22 protein-coding genes are annotated in these 20883 nt (G+C 38.2%); 4 read left to right on the top strand and 18 right to left on the bottom strand.

What is annotated here, in order from left to right:
* Position 1: 1 nt before the first annotated feature.
* The 16 genes from M028_RS0106355 to M028_RS0106280 all read right to left on the bottom strand — a co-directional run bounded on the left by M028_RS0106355 (position 2) and on the right by M028_RS0106280 (position 14773).
* Positions 2 to 454, bottom strand: coding sequence for a GAF domain-containing protein (locus M028_RS0106355; RefSeq protein ID WP_026573157.1), 453 nt, complete (start codon positions 452 to 454; stop codon positions 2 to 4).
* 15 nt (positions 455 to 469) lie between these two features.
* A complete protein-coding gene (locus tag M028_RS0106350; RefSeq protein WP_026573156.1) occupies positions 470 to 1123 on the bottom strand; it encodes a response regulator in 654 nt (217 codons plus the stop codon).
* A gap of 21 nt (positions 1124 to 1144) precedes the next feature.
* Positions 1145 to 1801: a sensor histidine kinase gene (locus M028_RS0106345; protein ID WP_026573155.1), complete on the bottom strand. Its 657-nt coding sequence runs from the start codon at positions 1799 to 1801 to the stop codon at positions 1145 to 1147.
* 47 nt (positions 1802 to 1848) lie between these two features.
* A complete protein-coding gene (locus M028_RS0106340; protein ID WP_026573154.1) occupies positions 1849 to 2130 on the bottom strand; it encodes a hypothetical protein in 282 nt (93 codons plus the stop codon).
* Positions 2117 to 2428 (bottom strand): hypothetical protein, encoded by a 312-nt coding sequence (locus M028_RS0106335; RefSeq protein WP_026573153.1) that lies wholly within the window; start codon positions 2426 to 2428, stop codon positions 2117 to 2119. The genes M028_RS0106340 and M028_RS0106335 overlap by 14 nt, the downstream gene beginning before the upstream one ends.
* Positions 2421 to 2612: a hypothetical protein gene (locus tag M028_RS0106330; protein ID WP_026573152.1), complete on the bottom strand. Its 192-nt coding sequence runs from the start codon at positions 2610 to 2612 to the stop codon at positions 2421 to 2423. Before M028_RS0106330 ends, M028_RS0106335 begins: the two co-directional genes overlap by 8 nt.
* A complete protein-coding gene (locus tag M028_RS0106325) occupies positions 2602 to 3126 on the bottom strand; it encodes a Rieske (2Fe-2S) protein (protein ID WP_026573151.1) in 525 nt (174 codons plus the stop codon). The genes M028_RS0106330 and M028_RS0106325 overlap by 11 nt, the downstream gene beginning before the upstream one ends.
* 11 nt (positions 3127 to 3137) lie before the next feature.
* Positions 3138 to 3701, bottom strand: a complete 564-nt coding sequence (locus M028_RS0106320; protein WP_197031383.1) for a 4Fe-4S dicluster domain-containing protein — start codon at positions 3699 to 3701, stop codon at positions 3138 to 3140.
* Positions 3702 to 5870: a molybdopterin oxidoreductase family protein gene (locus tag M028_RS0106315; protein WP_026573149.1), complete on the bottom strand. Its 2169-nt coding sequence runs from the start codon at positions 5868 to 5870 to the stop codon at positions 3702 to 3704. It abuts the gene before it with no gap.
* Positions 5857 to 6939, bottom strand: coding sequence for a membrane protein (locus M028_RS0106310; protein WP_026573148.1), 1083 nt, complete (start codon positions 6937 to 6939; stop codon positions 5857 to 5859). The genes M028_RS0106315 and M028_RS0106310 overlap by 14 nt, the downstream gene beginning before the upstream one ends.
* A gap of 142 nt (positions 6940 to 7081) precedes the next feature.
* A complete protein-coding gene (locus tag M028_RS0106305) occupies positions 7082 to 8272 on the bottom strand; it encodes a hypothetical protein (RefSeq protein ID WP_026573147.1) in 1191 nt (396 codons plus the stop codon).
* A gap of 138 nt (positions 8273 to 8410) precedes the next feature.
* Positions 8411 to 9610, bottom strand: a complete 1200-nt coding sequence (locus tag M028_RS29540; protein WP_051590951.1) for an HD-GYP domain-containing protein — start codon at positions 9608 to 9610, stop codon at positions 8411 to 8413.
* Positions 9611 to 9814: 204 nt separating this feature from the next.
* Positions 9815 to 11050: an ATP-binding protein gene (locus tag M028_RS0106295; RefSeq protein WP_026573146.1), complete on the bottom strand. Its 1236-nt coding sequence runs from the start codon at positions 11048 to 11050 to the stop codon at positions 9815 to 9817.
* A 189-nt stretch (positions 11051 to 11239) separates the two neighbouring features.
* Positions 11240 to 12655, bottom strand: coding sequence for an amino acid permease (locus M028_RS0106290; protein ID WP_026573145.1), 1416 nt, complete (start codon positions 12653 to 12655; stop codon positions 11240 to 11242).
* Between the two features lie 294 nt (positions 12656 to 12949).
* Positions 12950 to 14218 (bottom strand): ATP-binding protein, encoded by a 1269-nt coding sequence (locus M028_RS0106285; protein WP_026573144.1) that lies wholly within the window; start codon positions 14216 to 14218, stop codon positions 12950 to 12952.
* Between the two features lie 105 nt (positions 14219 to 14323).
* Positions 14324 to 14773, bottom strand: coding sequence for a hypothetical protein (locus tag M028_RS0106280; RefSeq protein WP_026573143.1), 450 nt, complete (start codon positions 14771 to 14773; stop codon positions 14324 to 14326).
* A gap of 92 nt (positions 14774 to 14865) precedes the next feature.
* On the opposite strand from M028_RS0106280, the gene M028_RS0106275 reads away from it, so the two are divergent.
* From M028_RS0106275 to M028_RS0106265, 3 genes are read left to right on the top strand one after another with little or no spacing between them, the layout of a single operon-like run.
* Positions 14866 to 15177 carry a hypothetical protein gene (locus tag M028_RS0106275; protein ID WP_026573142.1) on the top strand — a complete coding sequence of 104 codons (312 nt, stop codon included), beginning with the start codon at positions 14866 to 14868 and terminating at the stop codon, positions 15175 to 15177.
* A 2-nt stretch (positions 15178 to 15179) separates the two neighbouring features.
* A complete protein-coding gene (locus M028_RS0106270; protein ID WP_026573141.1) occupies positions 15180 to 16400 on the top strand; it encodes a glutathionylspermidine synthase family protein in 1221 nt (406 codons plus the stop codon).
* 11 nt (positions 16401 to 16411) lie between these two features.
* A complete protein-coding gene (locus M028_RS0106265) occupies positions 16412 to 16798 on the top strand; it encodes a DUF350 domain-containing protein (RefSeq protein ID WP_026573140.1) in 387 nt (128 codons plus the stop codon).
* Positions 16799 to 17303: 505 nt separating this feature from the next.
* Here the strand turns inward: M028_RS0106265 and M028_RS0106260 are convergent.
* Positions 17304 to 18332, bottom strand: a complete 1029-nt coding sequence (locus tag M028_RS0106260) for an ion channel (RefSeq protein ID WP_026573139.1) — start codon at positions 18330 to 18332, stop codon at positions 17304 to 17306.
* A gap of 276 nt (positions 18333 to 18608) precedes the next feature.
* Between M028_RS0106260 and M028_RS0106255 the strand changes: the two genes are divergently transcribed.
* Positions 18609 to 20009: an amino acid permease gene (locus tag M028_RS0106255; protein WP_026573138.1), complete on the top strand. Its 1401-nt coding sequence runs from the start codon at positions 18609 to 18611 to the stop codon at positions 20007 to 20009.
* Positions 20010 to 20422: 413 nt separating this feature from the next.
* Here M028_RS0106255 and M028_RS0106250 read toward each other — a convergent pair whose 3' ends face one another.
* On the bottom strand, positions 20423 to 20875 hold the full coding sequence (locus M028_RS0106250) for a threonine/serine exporter family protein (protein WP_026573137.1): 453 nt from the start codon (positions 20873 to 20875) through the stop codon (positions 20423 to 20425).
* Between the last annotated feature and the right edge of the window lie 8 nt (positions 20876 to 20883).

Below are 20883 nucleotides of genomic sequence, written 5' to 3'. Positions count from 1 at the left end.
CTCAAAGTAATGTATGCCCTTTTAAAATCTGCTCCAGAGCTTCAGCAGCATCCTTTACCAATTCTTGATCCTGTTTGGTAAAATGATGTGCTGCCCTATTGCCAATCAGCAATACCCCTTTAGGGACAGAATGAAAAAATATCGGCACAGCATATGCAGATACAAGTTTTTCCGCCAGCATAATCGGATAGTCTGTTACTTTCCCGAGGATATCCTTCGGAAAATCCCCAAGCATCATCGCACTTCCGCTCGAAATGATTTTTCCGGCGATTCCCTTCCCGAAACGAACGGTGATCCGTTCATATTTATCATTCAAATTACCTGAAACATAATGCCAACGAACATCCGGGCCAATTTCATTTTGAAAGGCAAGCCCCACAAACTCACAATTTACTGCAGCTTTCAATTGATTACAAATTTCAATAACTGCCTGTAATTCTCTTAATTTTGTCATCTGTGGCGCTTCTCCTTAAAAACCATACCCTAATAACCCCTTTTTAACCGCGTATTCAACAAGCTCAGGCCGGGTTTTCATTTGCAGCTTTTCCATCAGGTTCCCTTTATGGGTTTCAACCGTTTTAACACTAATCACCAGCTGTTCGGCAATTTCCTTGTTTGAGTACCCTTTTGCTATGAGGGTGAGGACTTCTTTTTCCCGTTCCGACAAAAGATTATAAGTATCTGAACTGTCATGCTTCATTCCTGTCAAATATTCTTCCATTAACCGTTTTGTAGCTGCCGGATGAAGATAGGCATCACCAGCTGCAACGGATTCAATCGCAGCCATTAATTCATCATGGGGTGCACTTTTCAAAATACATCCGGATGCACCTGCCTGAATTGCCCGGAACAGATACTCCTCATCATCATGCATGGTTAAAATCAAAATATTAATTGTTGGCATTTCCTTTTTAAGCTCGGTGGTGGCAGTAAGTCCATCTTTACCATGGGGCATACTTAAGTCCATGACCACTACATCCGGCTTTAGCCTTAATGCCTTCTTTATTCCTTCGTTTCCTTCCGAAGCCTCCCCAATTACTTCCATCATCGGATTGGTATTAAGGAGCATCTTCAGACCCATTCTTACAACCGCGTGATCATCAACCAATAGGATTTTTATCAAAACTAACTCCCCTTTGTCCCTTTATTTCAAGGGAAGAGATATTTCTATCGAGGTTCCTTCTCCTATTTTAGAGGAAATTGAACACTGTCCGCCAGTAAGAAGCATTCTTTCTTTCATCGCAGCAAGCCCGGATAATGGACTAGTTATTTCATGTTCCTCCGGTTGAAACCCCTTACCAAAATCGTGTATCGTTATGGTTAATTCCGTCTCTGTCCAAATAAAATTCATCTTAACATTGGAGGTGTCGGCATATTTCGCAATATTGGCCAGAGCTTCCTGGCAAACCCGGAAAACTGCAATATTTTGCCGCTCGGGAATTTGTTTTTCTTCTCCTATTGTTTCCAAATCAACAAGAATACCAAATGTTGAAGTATACAATTTAATATAACTCTTAATGGCGGGAAGTAAACCAAGGGTTGTTAAGGTAGGAGGATGCAATTCTACCGAAAGCAGCCTAATTTCTTGGATGGTTTTTTCGATAAGCTGAGACATTTCACGAAGATAATGCTTCATAGCCGGTTGCTCTGTACCAGATTCAACAAACTGTAATCCTGTTAAAATACTATATAGATTTTGGCCTACCCCCTCATGGAGCTCTAAAGCAATTCGTTTAATTTCCTCCTCTTGGGAGTGAATAATGTAGGAGCTAATCCCCTCTTTTGACGGTAAAGTTGTCATTCATCAACCCTCCTAAACCCCTTTTAGATTAGTAAAAAAGCCAGACTTTAGTAGGTCTGAACTTTTTTTACTGTATAATGAAGACCACTTTCCGGATCAAAGGCGGACCATTCAGTTTCCGTTTCAATAACATCGCTTGCTAGTGGTACTGCCAAAAAATAATAATCATCAAAATAAAAGCGGATATGTGTGCCATCCGGGCATGGCTGCACTTTTTTTATCGTTTTGTTAACAGTTGGTGCCTGATCTCCACCCTCTGCATCGCGAATCGCAATTTCAACCGGCCCACCGGTAAATCGTTTTAGATCCTCTAAATTAATGGACTCCACAGCTATTACATCCTCTCTTTGCCGGATAGATGAACATCTTGTATCCTTGCAGATACTCCCAAAATTTCTCCCCGGCATTCTCCTCGAGAAACATAATTGTTTCTTCTTCAGAGCCCCAATCACTCATTCCTTTTATCTCTGCAACAACCATTTCAGCTTCGTCCATTGTTTTTTCTTCAAGAAACCAATTTAATCGTTTATTCGCAAAAGTTTCTTTTAACATCTGGTCTATTTCCTTTACGAACCCGCCTGATTCTGACCGGATAAAACAAAAATCAATATACGTTTCACTAGTCATTGACCTTCACACCTTTTTTATAGATGATAAGTGCTACAGGAAATAAAATAATATTAATGACCGCAGCAATAATCGTATTCGTGTACTTTTCATAAAAATATTGATGAACCATATATTGGGTAAAGATAATGTTTAACATTAATACAGCCAAGAGGAGTGCAACTGGTACGTAACTACGCTTCATAACGTTTCACCCCCACGGCATATACAGCACCGTTCTCAACTTTCACATGAATTTCAGGAAGCGGACGTCTCGGAGGCCCGGCAATTGGCTCACCTGTTTTCACATCAAATTTCCCGTGGTGGCATGGGCAGATCATTTCTCCCTCATCTTTTTTCCAAAAAACAGGGCAGCGTAAGTGGGTACAAGCATTTTGGTAAGCTACAAATTTATTTTCTGAAAGCCTGATTAAAATCGCACTATCGTGTTCACCCGGGAAGGCAAAGTCTACTGCATCCCCTACCGGTAATGACTGTAAGTCAGCAATTTTATGCTTTGGATATTTTTTATCACTAAGACCTGTTAATTCTTTAGCAGCTAAAGCACCCCAAGGAAGGGAAGAAACAGCAAACACTCCTGCTGCCCCCGCAAGCATCTTCATGAAACCGCGTCGGTCTAGTTTTCTCTCATTATTACGATTTATATTGTGGGTGTAATTATCTTCACTATACGGGATTCTATTATTTTTGTCTGACATGTTAATCCCTCCTAAAACAATTTCGTGACGCCTTGTAAAATTCCAGGCAGATTCACTTTTACATTAGTTTCGCCTTCTAAATAAGGCATGCTTGTTACCCATTTACCATTATCTAAATTGAATTGCTTTTGTTTTGCTTCAATTTCTTCATCTGTCAGCCATTGCAATGTATTCGAAGGGCAGACACTAGCACACATTGGCGGAATTCCATCCTTCGTCCGGTCAATACAAAGATCGCATTTATACATTAAATTCTGCTCTGTATCAAACTTTGGTATTCCGTATGGGCAGGCAATCGTACAGTTTTGACAGCCGATGCATTTTTCCACAAGGGCCGAAAGCACGGCACCTGTTTCATGAATTTGAATGGCCTGTGCTGGACAGCTTCTCGCACATGCCGGATTTACACAGTGAAGGCACATAAGAGGCATTGTCTGGCGATTGACCAGCGGATTCACATCGTAAACATAGTTTCTGTTGCGCTGTTCATGCCCGCCGCACTGTGTACAAGCCGCTAAACAGGAGCGGCAGCCTATACAGTTTTCAAGTTCTAAATATAACCTCTTCTTCACCATTTATTGCACCTTCTTCATTTCTAGTTTTTCAATCTGTGCTGCACATGCTTTAAATTCCGGCATACGAGAAATTGGATCAAGCGCATCAATCGTTAATAGATTGATAGATTTATCGTGTCCAAAATGATAAGGCACAAACACCGTATCTTTTCGAATAGCTTCCGTAATTTTCACTTTATATTCAGCCTCACCTCTACGGGTAAACAGGCGGACATATTCTTCATGTTCAATATTATATTTTGCCGCTGTTTCAGGATGGACCTCCACATATGGCTCTGGGCACATATCGCGTAAGAATTGAATTCTTCTTGTCTGGTTTCCTGATAGATAGTGGAACACGACACGTCCTGTTGTTAAGCGTAACGGATATTTTTCATCTGGCTCTTCAGCAGGCGGGCGGTATGGAAGGGCACAAATTTTTGCCTTTCCATCTGGATGATAAAACTTTTTATCTAGGAACATATGTGGTGTACCAGGATCGTTTTCATCTCGGCAAGGCCAGAAAACACCATCTTGTTTGTCGATTTTATCCCATGTTGCTCCATAATAGTCAGCATAGCCGCCTTTTGAGGCAAGACGGAATTCATCTGCGACATCTCTAGCCGTTTTTAAATGGGAGAAATACTTTCCTCTACCCAGTTTTTCAGCAAGCTCCACTTGCATTTGCCAGTCCGGCTTCGATTCGCCGATTGGATCTTGCGCTTGATTAATTTTGATAATCCGTCCTTCAAGATTGGTTACCGTTCCTTCATCTTCTGACCATGTGACGGAAGGAAGGACAACATCCGCATATTCTGCTGATTCAGATAAATAGAAATCAGCACAAACCATGAAATCCAGGCTCATTAACGCTTTTCGAATAAAGTTTTGATTTGGAGCAGAAACGGCCGGGTTTGAACAAAGCAAGTATAGAGCACGAATTTCCTTTTGCTCCATTAATTGAAACATTTCCACTGCTGAAACCCCTGGCTTCGGCATTTCATCAGGAGTAATGCCCCATACCTGACATACTTCTTCCACATGCTTCGGATTGGTTAGCTTACGATATCCCGGCAATAAGTCTGATTTTTGACCATGTTCGCGGCCACCCTGACCATTTCCTTGACCAGTAAATGTTGCAACACCTGATTTTGGACGACCAATTTTTCCTGTTACTAGTGCCATGTTGGTGTAACCTGAAACATTGTCGACTCCCTTATGCTGCTGTTCAATTCCACGCGCGAACATTACGATTGCATTTGGTGCTTTGCCGTAAATTTCAGCGGCACGGATAATCTTTTCTTTTGCAACACCAGTAATTTGACTTGTATATTCAGGAGTAAATTCTTTAACTAATTCTTTTGTTTCTTCAAAACCATTGGTATGGTTGTTAACAAATTCCGCGTCGGCATAACCATTTTGAATCAGCAGATTTAAAATTCCATTGGCCAGTGCTAGGTCTGTTCCTGGACGTAAATCTAAGTGAACATCTGCTCTTCTGGCAATTGGTGTTTCACGAGGGTCAGCCACAATCAAGTAGCCGCCTCTTTCCTGTACATGCCAGACACGGAACATCGAGGTGGGATGACATTCAGCTGTGTTACTTCCGGCAATGAACAAGCAATCTGTTTCATGGATATCGGTCCATGGTAATGTAGAACCGCGGTCCACTCCGAAGGAACGTAAGAAACCACCAGCTGCACTGGACATACAGAAGCGTCCGTTATAATCAATATATCTTGTTTGAAGGGCAACCCTCGCAAATTTTCCTGTTAAATAACATTTTTCATTTGTCATCGATACACCGCTAAAGACGGATAATGTATCTTTTCCATACTTTCCTTGCAGTTCGGTAAACTTCTTCGCAATCAGGTCATATGCCTCTTCCCAAGTTGCTTCACGGAAGCCTTCTTGTGTCCCTTTTAAGGAAGCATCATCACGAATTAACGGTTTTAAGATTCGATCCGCGTGATTCGTTTGTTGATAGGCAGTTACACCCTTCGGACACATTTTACCAACGTTTACCGGCCAGTCATAACGAGGTTCTACCCCAATGATTTTGTTGGTTTTTGTATTTACACGTAAATTCATTCCACATTGCATTCCACAATAAGCACAATGTGTTTTTATTAACGTTTCGTTTGGATGCCGTACATTTTCAATTTCTCTAAAAAACTTATCCCTTTGCATTCTGGTTTGCCTCCTTGACCTTCACTTGGTGAGTTGGGAATCCTGAGAATCTTGCAATGCGGTATTTTCTGCGGCATGGCAGGCACAATTCAGCAAGATTAAAACCGTCTTCCATATTAAATTCGATTTCATTGACACCTAAAACTTGAATGACATCGTTTGATTGTTCAACTGAAACAAAATGATCTCCGCACACTTTACATTCTTTCATATGCTGTTCTCCATAATGTTCTCGGTAATTTCTTGCAAATACACTCATTGGACGGAAAGGAATATGAGCAAGCTTTCCGAATGGTAAATAGATTAATGTGATAATCACTGAAAATTGGTGGATTAAGGACATTTGCGGCTGCATCCAGCCATGTAATACTATGTTCTGAAAGGTTAATAACAAACCTGTAATCGAAATAAACAATAATAGGTAAAGCGGTAAGAAATCGTACATGAATTTTTGCTCGGCTCTTGCCTGCATGTTTTTTAAACGGCGGTACAGCGCCATGCAAACACCTGAAATGACCATGATGGCTGCAATATTTAGTGCATTATAAGAGAAAAAGGCGATAATCCCTTCAGCGGGAACCTTCATGACATTCATTCCAAAAAGCACAATATTATAATAGCCGTTGTCTTCCATCGTAAAGTACATCCAGCTAAATACGAGCGGGAAGGTCACAAGACAGGCAAGCACACAGCCCCAGCCAATTAAGATATGTTGCACCCATCGGTAAATTCCCCGATTCCGGATAAAATCGTAAATCGCTAAATGACTGACTGCAGTCTTCGCTGTGCTTTTTCTAAAAAGCAGTTTTAAACCTTTTTTAATGATGATTTTGGTTGGCGGTCTTTCGCCCCAGGCAATGAATCGGTAGAAAAAGCCACCGATAAAGACAAGGGTTCCCACCATGTACCCGTATAGATTTAAGTCAATATGGGTAAACATTCTTGTTCCGATAAAGGTTAAAATCGCTAGTCCGACGACAGTTAAAAAGACTGATTTCGCAAAATGGGATGCAAACGCATCATTGACCGAGCGTTCCTGTTTTTTACTTGCTACTAGTTTCGCTTCCATTTCAAGCTCCTCCTAAAAAAAAATAACACTAACGTTTTGTCTTACCTTATTGTAAGAAAAACGTTAGTGTTACAAATATAGGGGAACTCCCCCATCCTCGGGGGAAAAAACCCTTAGAAATATGGATTTTGACAAAACTCTGTCACAATTGTGATTTTTGAAGGTATTTTCCCCTCCAGGAATTAATGAGCAGGTAAAAGAACAATGCAATCTGTAAGATGAAGAGAGTCGAATCCCAAAAGCTTATACTTGAAGGAAATGCTTTAAAGCCTGGGATTACTTCCTTTATCGAATAAAACAATTCCGGAATGAAATAAAAAATATATAAAAATACAGTTAAACCTACCCCTATAAAATATAAAATGGAATAGCCGATTACAGTCTTTTTTTCGCTTTCAAAAAGAATTTCACCAGTGGTAAGTGATTTTCCAAACGGTATAAGGCCCCTCAACAGCCCTTGAGCATTTTCCATCAAATTATAGCAACCTGAACTATTCTCGATAAGGTAATAAAAATCTGTTTTCATGTAAATACAGCATTGATATACCATTCTAAAAAAGATATCTAAAACAACAATTTTCATTAGGCCTAGGAAAAACTCTTGAATGTGGGCAAAAAACAGTTGACCTGCTAAAGCCAAAAATAGGATAACGGTATCAAAACAAATGCCTGCCAAAAATAACTTATTCCGATCCTTTGCGGGTAATTTCCATACTGTCGATATATCCGTTTCTAATACCACAAGAAACAGCCGGTGCCCCACATTTATTTTTGCAGGCAGATTATAAGAACGTAATGCGATAACATGTCCAAGTTCATGAATTAAAACAAGAAGAGATCTTAGTACAATTAGTAGCGGTAGAATTAAAGACATCGAATCAAGAACGAATAAATCTTTATAGTGCGGGAACAAAGAAGGGTTTATGATTAAAAGAATGATATTAACAAAAAATAAAAGCGAATAAATAAAATAAGCATACTGATTGAAAAAGATTCTCCCAATTGTGGAGGGAATCCATAAAAATCCTAAATCTTCTTTTTCCCTTTGATTACACTCAATTTTTACGCCGTCAATTTCTGCTATTAGATTTAGTGAGATTAACTGGTCAGCAAATTTAATCAGGTCCACGTCTTCATTAGGATATTTCGCGCGAAGTTGATGCTCGATTTCTCCTAATTGTGTTCCCTGGCTAATTAAATCAATCGCATCAATACAAATCTCCGTCATTTCATAAAACTCACCTGAAACTTGATCTTCGACAATATAATGTTTTTTATCCTTGCGAATTTCGATTTCGGCCAATTTGAGAAAGGAAGTATAGGAAATGTTCATTTAAACACCCTTTATTTTTAATCTATTAAAAAAGGATGCATAGCTTAATAGCAAGCACCCCGTTTTTTAATAATTCACATAAACCAGCACCACCAGCACGTTACTTTAACTTTGCTCAGTTTGCGGATTTTCATTTACTCACCCCCTATCTGAATTCACTTGTTTATTTAGAGTAATGGTGAAACCTTGTTCTTTATTTGCTTTATCATAAATGCTTCTCCATAAAGGAAGAACTTTTTTAAATTGTTCTACTAATTCAGGGTCAAATTGTGTACCCTTCCCCTCCAAAATCCTCTTATATGCCTCTTCAATTGACAGTGCTGCCCTATATGATCTTGTAGAGGTCATAGCATCAAATGCATCAGCAATTGAGGTAACTCGAGCAAGATACGGAATTTCCTCACCTTTTAACACGTCTGGATATCCTTCTCCATCCCAACGTTCATGATGGGAACGAATTACACCAATACTATCTTTAAATCCTACTACTTTCGAAACAGCTTCTGCGCCAACCACAGTATGTGACTTAATAATTTCATATTCTTCTTTCGTTAGGCTTCCAGACTTCATTAAAATATGATCAGGGATATGGATTTTACCGATATCATGTAATAAACATGCATAATTAAAAGATTTTAACTCGTCTCTCGAAAACTTCCCACTTATTTTTGCTAATTCGAAAGCATAGCTTGCGACCCGTTCACTATGTCCCCGAGTATACGGATCCTTCAGTTCGAGAGTAGCTATTACACCTTTAACAATCCCCTCCAATTGTTGATCATAGGAGGTTTTTATTGCATTTAGATAGGATTGGAATCGATTTAAAAGGATAAATGAAAAAACTGAAAGGATTGCAATCATTAAAATAGGTAATAAAACAAAGGAAGTTTGAATCACTAGACCAGAAATAATATATTTTAATAATAGGCTAATCGTAACCACTTTAACGAAAGTAATATTTACAAATACAGGTGATAATAAAAGCCAAAAAACTTCAACTGCATTTCCACTTTTGTAAAGCTCCGGTTTACCAATAAAGGAAATAATATCATTTATTAAAGTTAAGCTAGTGTAGGTAACAAAATAAATATATTTTATCTGATGTTGTTTTTGCTTCCTAAATAAATATCGTGCAATTGGAATTAATGCAAACATGAACAAATAAATCCATAATCCTAATATATCTGGCGTTTCATATTTTAATTTTGGACTATAGATTGAAATGACATGATAAAATAAATCATAGGAAATTGATATAATATAAAATAAAACAATAAACCATTTTAAGGTTCGGCCTTCTTCATGTCTTATGTTTGAGTCTATTAATTTTTTTTTCATCTGTTTACCTCATGTAGAGAATGTAAATATTCTTATTTTCCCCGATGTTAATTTCCGACTAACAAAATTCTACAATTTATACTAAGAAATACTACATTTCAATACTTTCCTACATTATAAATCATTTAACATTGTTGAAGTGAGAAGAATTTTGTATAAATAAGAAATATTTTTTTGGAAAAAATCCCTTTAATTTTCGCGACTCTAGTTCTGAAATATTGGTAAAATCACTTCAACCTTTGTTCCTTTTCCGATATGACTTCTGATATTAAAGCTGCCTTTATGATCTTTAATGATTTGATTTGAAACCATTAAACCAAGACCTGTTCCATCTTTTTTGGTCGTATAGAAAGGTTCACCTAAATTAGGGATAACTTCCTCCGAAATACCGCACCCTTCATCTTGGATAGAGATGTACATTTTTTGCCCTTTTAAAACCTTCGCGTTAATTTTTATTTTTCCACCTTCCGTCATCGCTTCAATTGCATTTTTGAATAGATTAATAAATACCTGTTTTAATTGTTTTGCATCACAATCGATAGGAGGTAAAGGTCCCTCTATAAGAGTTTCCATAACAACAGCATGTCTTTCGGCTTGCTGTTGGGTAATCGATAATGTATAAGCAATGATTTCTTCAATGTTTGATTTAACATATTCAATAGCCCTGGGTTTACCTAAATACATTAAATCATTGACAATTGAATTAATCCGATCAATTTCTTGGATCATGATTGGGTAGAAATCATTTGTATTTGGATATCTTTCCTTTTGTAATTGAGTAAAACCTTTCAATGAAGACAATGGATTTCGAATCTCATGACCTATTGCGGCAGCCATTTGACCGATAACAGCAAGTTTTTCTTTTTGTCTTAGCTCATCAAGTACATGTGTTAAGGAGTCAATATAGGAGTTAAATCTTATTAAAAGAATAAAAGCAATAGCATCTATGATGGCAAATATCAAAACCGGGAGTAACACACGATAGTCATGCAGGATTATTCCTAAAAATAGATCTTTACCAATTAACCCTAAGGTGACATTCCAAAAAAATCTTTTATTTACAAATACTGGAGAAAAAACAATAAATAAAATTTCAACAACATTTCCAGTCGCAAAAGGCTTAGTTGTTCCTAAATAGATCATAAGACAGTCAATAATGTCAAAAAGTATATAACCATATAAAAAAAGATATTTAACAATATAGGGGTTTCCCTTTTTTAAGAAATAAACTCCGATTGGTAGTAATCCAATTAATAAAAAATATAGCCATATTCCTAAGCCCTCATGAAGAATGGTTAATTTCTTCCCATTCGAAAACGAATAGATGTAATAGTAAAAAAAGTCAAATGAAAAATAGATTATATAAAACAACCACAAAAATAATTTAATGGCTTTTTTCTCTTCAAATATTAACTTTTGATTTCTGAAGCCCTCTTTCATATTTTTAAATCCTCCAATGACATAAGGAACGCGATAGATTTTAATTTATCTTTCCTACTATTCTACCATCTATTATAAAAATTACCGACAGAAATTTAAATTATCCGATGATTTTCGACATATTTTTTAATATTTAGTGCATAGGAAAAAGGACCTCCTTTTTGAGGTCCTTTCCGCAATTTTATAAAACTAACTTACTTTTCTCATTTCCTTTACACTACTATTTAAGGTGGAATGCTTGCGTCCGTAACCGAAGTAAACAGCTAGTCCGATTACAAGCCACACTCCAAAACTAATCCATGATGTCGCTGGAAGCTGAAGTGCCAAGTATCCGCAGAATACGAAAGCCAAGATTGGTACATATGGTACGAACGGAACACGGAAACCCTTTGGTGCTCCTTGATTATTTTTACGCAGATATAAAATCCCGATTGAAACAGTCATGAACGCTAATAATGTTCCGATGTTAACAAGCTCAGCTAATTTGCCCAGCGGCACTAATCCTGCAAATATAGATACAAGGAAACAGGTAATCCATGAGTTCATCATTGGAGTTTGCGTTTTCTTATTAACCTTTGAGAAAACTTTTGGTAATAATCCGTCACGGCTGATCGCATAAAACAAACGGGTTTGTCCATAAATCATTACAAGTAAAACCGTTGTTATTCCGGCTATTGCACCAAGTGATATGAGGCCAGCAGCCCAATCTTGATGGATAAAGTTAAGTGCGAATGCAACCGGATTTTTAACATCAAGCATTTGGTAAGGTACAATTCCTGTCAAGATGGCCGATACAGCAATGTATAAAACAGTACAAACAATTAACGAAGCGATAATTCCGATTGGTAAATTACGCTGCGGGTTTTTTACTTCCTCCGCCGCCGTTGCAACAGCATCAAACCCAATATAAGCAAAGAAAACAGTTGCAGCACCAGTTGCAACGCCTGAGAAACCAAATGGCATAAACGGTGTCCAGTTAGATGGTTTAACATACCATACGCCGATAACGATAAATAGTACAACGACCGCTAGCTTTATAATTACCATGATCGCATTTAAACGAGCTGACTTTTTAACACCTTGCGTTAATAAGAAAGTGATAAAGAAAACAATGATAATAGCTGGAACATCGATAAATGTTCCATTTGCCGGATCATAAGCACTTGTGATGGCCTTCGGAAAATGGATGCCGAAACCGGAAAGAAGCCCTTGAAAATAACCCGACCAACCACTGGCAACTGCCGATGAGGCAAGTCCGTATTCAAGAATTAAATCCCAACCTAAAATCCAGGCAATGATTTCACCGAATGTCGCATAGCTATACGTATAGGCGCTTCCTGATACTGGGACTGTTGAAGCGAACTCCGCATAACAAAGTGCTGCGAACACACATGCTAAACCCGATAATATAAAAGAGATGATGAGTGCTGGTCCTGCATGTTCTGCAGCAGCAACTCCTGTTAATACAAATATACCTGTTCCGATGATGGCTCCAATGCCCAGCATCGATAAATCAAAGGCACCTAATTCCTTTTTTAAGGTTATATCTTTTTGTCCAACCTCTTTGATTAAGGCCTGGATTGATTTCTTTCTAAATAAATCCATTGTGTTTACCTCCTCGACAAATGTCGAAATGTTCTGAATACATATTTCATAAAAATTTATATTGAAATAATATAATTTATTTTTATAAAAAGCAATATATTTTGAAAAATAAAACAACTTGCAGATAATACCAAAACAAAATTTCCCTGATATAAAGGTTTTTAACAGGGAATGATTGTGTTTTCACTGTATTCACTTCTATCATCATTATATTATTATAATAATTTCTATTACCGAAATAATTTTTTCGTTATAAAAAAACTGACCATTCGTATGAAGGGCCAGTTACACTATTTATATATTTACGACTTCCTTTTTACCTGCAGGCAGTATCATCGTTACTTCGGTGCCAACTCCAGGTTGACTTTTGTAGGACACCTTCCCATTCATGGTTTCAACAATTCGTAATGAAACAGATGTACCAAGTCCAGTCCCCTTATCCTTTGTCGTATAAAATAAGGTTCCAATCCTTGATAGCTGCTCATGTGTCATTCCCTTGCCGGTATCTGTTATCAAAATAATAGCATTTTGATGATCATGCTTGAACTGAATCGTAACCTTCCCTCCTTCTGGAGTAGCTTCAATTGCATTCTTTATCAAATTAACCAGCGCTTGCTTTAATTGATTCCGATCTGTAAACAGCGAGAAATCAGTTTGGTTATATTCACTTTTAAGCGTCACCCCTTGTTTTACCGCAAGCGGATCTAAAAGCATAACGACTTCTGAGAGAACATCTGCCAGTTGAAACCTTTCTAATTTTTCAAATTTAGGTTTCGCGAAATTCAGATAATCATTAATGATTGATTCAGCACGTCCTAATTCACTCAAAACAAGGGAAAAGTATTCATAATTTTTACCCTGTTCCTCTTTTTGCATCAATTGTAAAAATCCCTTCACAACGGTCAATGGATTCCTCACCTCATGGGCAATAGAGGCAGCAAGTTCTCCCAACGTATTTAACTTTTCAGCCCGGATAATTTCCTCTCTCATTTTATTTCGTTCAATCACATTTTCACTTAGCTTTGAAGTGATGATAATGGCAAGAGTATGTATAAATCCGATAAGAATGATATCAGGAATATTAATAACTATTTTGAGTGGGGCCCCTTGAAAATAATGGTAGGTATTGAATGAAACAAAGCAAAGCAACAGGGGCCAACAGCCAATTACACTTGAAATAAGCACCCTTTTATTAGGAGATAATTTCCAAAACCTTTTTGCAGCTAAAAATGATAGTAAAGCAGTTAACAACGTATTGGCGAGCCCAAAATAAATGGTGTTTCCTCCCATAATGATTCGAGTCACAACAAGGGTCCCTAAAACCATGACACCGGCTCTCGGTCCCGCATAAAGAAAAGATAGAACGAGAGGGACGTAACGGAGGTCCCAATGAAATCCATAGTTTGCATGTGTAAAAAACATACAGGTTAGGGCAACTAGACTTTGCAGCGTACCGCTAAGAATAGGAGAGTTCATTTTACTATTTTTGTCTGAAAGAACGCTATAAATTAGGACAGGTGCAATTGTGATTAACAAATTCAAAAGAAGTTTTTCCGCCAGCATCGCCGTATTCCCCCAAAAACCAACTGTATTCTCAGGTATTCGACAAAAATTTCTCCATTCCTTTAAAACGAAGAAATTTTTTACATGAGGTATACTTTTTTGCGGTTAACGACTCTTACCAGTAAAATTTCCATAGTAAATATAGCATTTTCGGTCTTCATCAATTTCTCTTGAATCCAAAGCAAATTCGAGAAACATCCCATCCTTTTGAATATAAATAAAATCTGAATGCAGGCTGGACAGCACTTCTTCATGTCCCCATAATCCCTTGCTTTCTATAAGCCTTGTTCCCGATGGACAAAGTTCTCTAATCTCAAAACCGATATAGGAATAGTTCTGCTCTGTTCCTTCGTTTACGTAATCTTCTTTTTTAACATAAAGAACCGCCATACCATCGGGATCCATGGCAGTGGCCGTAACGGCATACGTCCGGCCTTCTTTAACAAAAAAGTCACATGTCATTCTTGCTACAGCTTCTGTTGTCTGTATGTCCTGGTAGCTCCATAATGCAGGATAATTCAAATCCTGGTCGTCAAGGCGATATTCCAGCCGCATCCTCATCCCTCTTTCTTTTTTGTTTCAATTTTACCATTGTTTTCCTCATCATTCCCTCTATAATAAAAATAGATTAAAAAAGAGGTGAGACAGTGAAAAAAACACAATGGTTAATAACGGGGGTTCTTACCTCTTTAGTGGCTGGAACGGTATCCGGTTGTTCACAGAACCTGCCGCCTAAACCGGATGATAATCGTTGTTCCGATTGGGAATGGGACGACAACCAGGGTGTTTGGCGGTGTGATGATACCCATTCAGGCTATTATCATCATTATTACCACGGGGGTAGTTTCTTTAAAAGCAAGTCGGCCCTACATAAATCATCTGCCTATAAATCTTATAAATCCTCCTCCAGTTTTAAAGGCGGGTTCGGTAGCGGTTCAAGGGGCGGATTTGGAGGGTAAGCATGTCCATTTATAAAGAAAAACGAAAGCAATTTTATTCAAAATTTCCTTCCTTTTGGTCAGACCTGTATGGGGGAGAATATAGTCTCTACCATATTTTTGAAATAACAGAACGAACCCGCATGCTTCTTAGTGAAGCAACAGAACGGATGGGGAAGATCTTTTTCAAAACAGCTAAGCTTCTTCGTACTCTTACCGATGAACAGCTTCTCGCACTTGGTTTCCCACCTTCCAGTCTGCCATTTATTCGAATGAAGAGTCTTTATCCTGAAACTGTTATCGGAAGATTTGATTTTGTTTTAACCAAAAATGGATTCAAAATGCTCGAGTTCAATAGTGATACTCCGACGTTTATCGCTGAATGCTTTCAAATCAATGGAAAAGTTTGCTCAGAATTCGGTTATCATGATCCTAATCATAAACAAGAAGATCTTCTTTCCTCCGGAATTACGAGGGCAGTGCTTGATGCAGCAAATGGGAATCCATCAGCAAATGTTGTCTTTACCGCTCATGACGACCATATAGAGGATTGGAATACAACTCAATATTTAAGTGGGCTTTGCCAAGTTAAGAATAAGATTTTGCCAATGTCTGAGCTTAGTATAACAGAAGATGCCTTACTTGATTCTGACGGTATTACAATCGATGTTCTGTACCGTCAAACCTATCCCCTTGAACACTTGGTGGAGGACCGTGATCCAAGAACGGGTGATTATGTCGGAATTGAATTATTGCAACTTGCCAAAAATGGAAAAATTGCCATTTTAAACCCCGTTTCGGCTTTTCTGCTTCAGCCTAAATCTATTCAAAGCTTAATTTGGGGACTTGCCGAGAATAGAGCGTTTTATACCGAGGAAGAACAATACTGGGTTAAAGAATATATGCTGCCTATCTATTTAGAACCGGACGCTTTTATTGGAAAACAGGAGTTTGTCCAAAAACCATCGTTTGGAAGAGAAGGGGACACTGTAACAATTTGGGAGAAGAATTCTTCAGTTAAAGTTCAAAATTCTCTCCAAACCTATGTGGAAGACCTGCCCATTTACCAAGCGTATGTACCGCTTCCAACCGTTACTCTTGAAACAGAAAAGGGCATGGAGGAACTTTCTTATGTGTTTGGGTCCTTCTTGATTGGCGGTAAACCGAGCAGCATCGGGATTCGCGCCGGCGGAAAAATCACGGGGAATGAATCGTATTTCTTACCTGTGGGAATTAAAAATTAGGGGGATTGTTTATGGTAAGTTTTTTAAGTTATTTAGCGGTTTCACTTCTTCTATTGCTGGTGGGGCTATTTTTAATGGAAATCACAACGAAGGTTAAGGAATTCTCCTTAATGGCAAAAGGAAATAAAGCAGCCAGTTATGTGCTCGGAGGAAGACTCTTAGGTCTTGCAATTGTTCTATATTCAACTGTTGCCAATTCTATTTCCCTTACGGATATGGCTTTGTGGGGTGCAGTTGGAATATTGGCACAGATTATTGTGTTTTATTTAGCGGAATGGCTTACGCCCCGTTTCAATGTTACGCAAAGTATTGAAGAAGATAATCAAGCAGTCGGGCTATTTTTGATGTTTTTATCGGTTTCAATCGGGCTTGTGATTGCTGGGTGTTTGACGTACTAAAAAATAAACGCATCTTTCCCTAGATGTAAGGGGTCCGTTTTGAGGTACTCTTCTTAAAATACGTGTCGAAATGACAGTCGTATGGGCATCGTTATTGGTATATATAAAAGTAAAACTCATTCCTTTTTAAATAAGATGTCTTGTCCTTAACATAGTAACCAGCAAAAGTAAAATAAGCGGAGATTTTTCGGTTAAATGCGGAATGGGGCTAATTTTTAGGAAAATAAGGGAGGATTTTCCGATTATGCAAAGAAAAATCTCCCATTTTCGAATCTTTCGAGTCAATAGGCGAAATTTCTCCGTCTATTTAAGCCTTTTTTGATAATAATTACAAAATAAGCGAATTTTTTCCGTCTATTTATCAGCTCGGGTGCTTAACCTGATCCCCAACTGATAAGTGCGGACCCTCTTGATCCTAAATGATGGAATCAGCAGCTTTTTATCGACCAGCTTATAAAGATCAATAAAATTGGAACTCCCCTTTTTCCCTAGATGTGTTTGTTTTTTAAAGCTTTAGAAATGTTTTTCGATCACAAATCACAAAAAACTGGGCCTCTTTTGGAATCGGTTCATTCCATTTTTTAAGTATGTTTAAATCCTTTCGATCAGCAATTAGCTGTGCCCCCGCTTCCTTAAGTGACTCGTATGCCTCACCGTACGTTTTCCATTCAGGTTTAACGTCTATCTCCCAAAGATCACTGCCTTCATCCCCGTCTTGACGGCTCAACAATTGCGTAAACAGATGACTTGCTCCCTTATTCTGAGCAGACTTCGCCATCAAATTAGAGACCGATTCATGAGATAAAATAATTTCATCAATTTTGACATGTTTAAAATTGCCCACATGCTTTTCATTCAAAATCTCTGCAATCGTATAAATATTTTTTTCCGTGCCCTCATCATATCGTTCAATGGAAGATGCAACAAGCAAGGTTTTCCCATCAGCCAAATCCGGATTCGTAATCCCATCCGGAGCAAACAACAAGACAGCTTTCGACTTTTCAATCTTCGCTTTTCTTAATGTCTCTTCATCCGTAGGACTTCCTTGAATATAATGAAACCGTTCATGTTCATATGGTGTTTTCTCTAGCTCATCAACCAGGACAATCTCCGTTTTAGGTCCGCCTAGAAAAAGTTCTTGGATAGTATTCTTACTTTTTGTTGTCCAGCCAATAATCACGAAATGATCCTCCCCTCTGAATGCCATTCTTCCTTCCTCCTTCATTTTTTTGATTTGCGATAAGCTATCGACAATCATCCCAATCACCGTTCCAAATATACCAATACCCGCCGTATACACAATCACCATTGCCCAGATTCTCCCTAATGGGGTAGACGGATACACATCCCCATACCCGACAGTGGTCATCGTTGTTAAAATCCACCATACGGCGTGCAAAGTATTTTCAAAGGTTTTAGGCTCAATAACCCGCATAACTTCAGCATTAATAAAAATAAAAAGAATAGTAAAAATAAGGACAGTCCGGTATCGATACCGGGAAGCTGTTAGAAACAGCCTTCGAAAAAACAGCATGTGTCCCCTCCTTTCCCCCTACAAAAAGAAACATTTCTACCTTCCTCGAGGATTTTTATAACCAACCCACTTTCCTTATTTTTCTAATAATATTATACCATTGGAAAATCTTGCCCTGGTTTTTATTTTTAAAAAGGATCTCTCCTAAGTCGCTTTAGGGGAAAATTTTTGGGTATATACAAAATATAGTTCATTCCTAAAAGCTTATTCCTTTCATGAAAAGCCTCATTCAGGGAATGCTATCAGCGAAATATGATGTCAGAAAGGGGAGTTTATATGCACAATGATCAGGTGATAAAGCAGACGGTTGCCCATAAAAAATTAGAAAATCAGGAAAAGGGAAAATCCTCTGTACTCGCTTGGTGGCAGCTTTCTCTTCTTGGAATCGGTTCGGTCATCGGAGCTGGTTTTTTTCTTGGAACGGGTCTATCCATTAAAACAGCCGGTCCTTCCATTTTATTTAATTACCTAATTGCTGGGTTTACGGCCTTTTTTGTTTTTAGCGCGCTTGCAGAAATGACCGTCAGGGACCCTCAGCCTGGCTCGTTTCGTACCTACGCGAAAAATGCTTTCGGGAACTCAATGGGGTTTATTTCGGGATGGATGTATTGGCTATCTGGCGTGTTTATTATGTCAAGTGAGGCAGTCGCGCTTGGAACCTTCACCCGTTTTTGGTTTCCCCACATAGCCTTGTGGATTTTTACCGTTGCCTATGTGGTTATTGCCTTCGGAATCAATTTATTAGGGGTTAAAAACTTTGGAAAAATTGAATCTACATTTGCGATGATTAAATTATCTACGCTCGTGATTTTCATTCTTTTTGGTGTTTTTCTGTTATTTCATTTTATCTCTCCACCAACGACTACATTAAGTGGTTTTACAGACTTTCATCATATGCTGCCAACAGGAATGAAAGGAATGTGGTCTGCTTTAATTTTTGTTTTTTTCTCTTTTGGCGGAATAGAGATCATGGGAATTGCATCAAATGAATTGAAAAATCGCAAAGAAGTGCCAAAGGCCGGCAGCAGCATGCTGATCGCCCTAGTATCTGTATATATTTTATCGATTTTCTTTGTCCTTTATATGGTTTCGTGGACGAAAATCAATGAATTGAAAAGCCCTTTTGTTACTTCCTTATCCGTTTTTCATATTCCCTTTATTGATACCATTCTCAATTTCATTATTATTAGTGCTGCATTTTCAACCATGATTGGTGCACTTTTTTCCGTGACCAATATCTTGATCTCTCTTGCTCAGGATGGCGATGCACCGAAAGGATTGGCAAAGAAAAACGGGCGAGGTACTCCGGTGAAAGCATTGTTTTTAACCGGCATTGCTTTAGCCGCCTCTCTTGGTTTATCGTTTATTTTACCGGGAAAAATATACGAGTACATTACAACGGCCGCAGGTGTGATGCTGATTTTAAACTGGACGATTATTCTTTCTTCCCAGATTAAATTGAGGAAAAGCGATACTTCAAACACATTTAAAATGTTTGGATATCCATTTACCTCCTATTTAGGAATTGCCTTAATCATTATAGCAGTCTCAGGTGGTCTTCTTCATGCCACACAAAGAATGGGAGTCTTTATTAGCCTCGGCCTAATTGGGGTGATTGTGCTCAGTTATTGGGTCATTATTAAGACAGGAATCCTTTCCCATAGTAAGGCTGAATAACGGTTCAGCAGCCTTTTTCAAATTTATATTTGACAAAAACAACTTTCACCTGTAAAATAATGTCTTGTGCTTTACAAATTATGTAACTTGGAATTTAGAAAAGAACGCAATGTAAGAATTTTTTCTGGCATTCTACTTATGTTTTAATAGAAACTATTCACACTGGATCGGCTTCGGAGCCGTAAGGATGTAAGAGAGGTAGGGCTTACGTCGTTTAGGGAAAACCATCAGTGGAACAGTAACCGCGGCAATTGGTATATAAAAACAATCATATCTCAATAAATTTTTACCTTGCGATGGCTGATATCATTGGCAACCATTCACAAGTTACGATAACAACCCCACAGCGGGTTAAAGCAAAAAAGGCAGAGGGCATTCGTCCTCTGCCTTTGCCATTTTTATAGCAAAAGAATTTATCCTCGAAGCTTCATCCTTTGAAGTTTTATTTTTCGAATTACCTGGTTTAGTACTTCTGAAAAAATCAACCCAAAAGCAATTGCTCCTGAAAGCATCAATACATTGGCTGCATTTCCCAAAGCCTGGTTATAATCATTTTCCACAAAATTACGCATTGCATCATAAGCAAGTCCTCCGGGAACGAGAGGAATAATCCCGGCTACGCTGAAAATAATCACGGGGGTCTTGTAAAATTTCGCAAGTACATGACTCACCACGGCAATAAATATTGTTGCAATCCAAGTCGCTAAAACTGCATCTCCAAAATAATCTTCTATGACATAGTAAATAAGCCAGCCTCCCATGCCAATCAGACCACATTTAATTAACGTATTTTTGGGAGCATTAAAGATAATTCCAAAGGCACCTGTCGCAATAAAACTCGTAATTAATTGAGCTAAAATATTCATCCTCTGCC

The sequence above is a fragment of the Bacillus sp. UNC438CL73TsuS30 genome, assembly GCF_000482325.1.
Taxonomy (GTDB): Bacteria; Bacillota; Bacilli; order Bacillales; family Cytobacillaceae; genus Neobacillus.
Note: the sequence above shows the minus strand (reverse complement) of the source record. Positions and strands in the feature narration are given on the sequence as shown.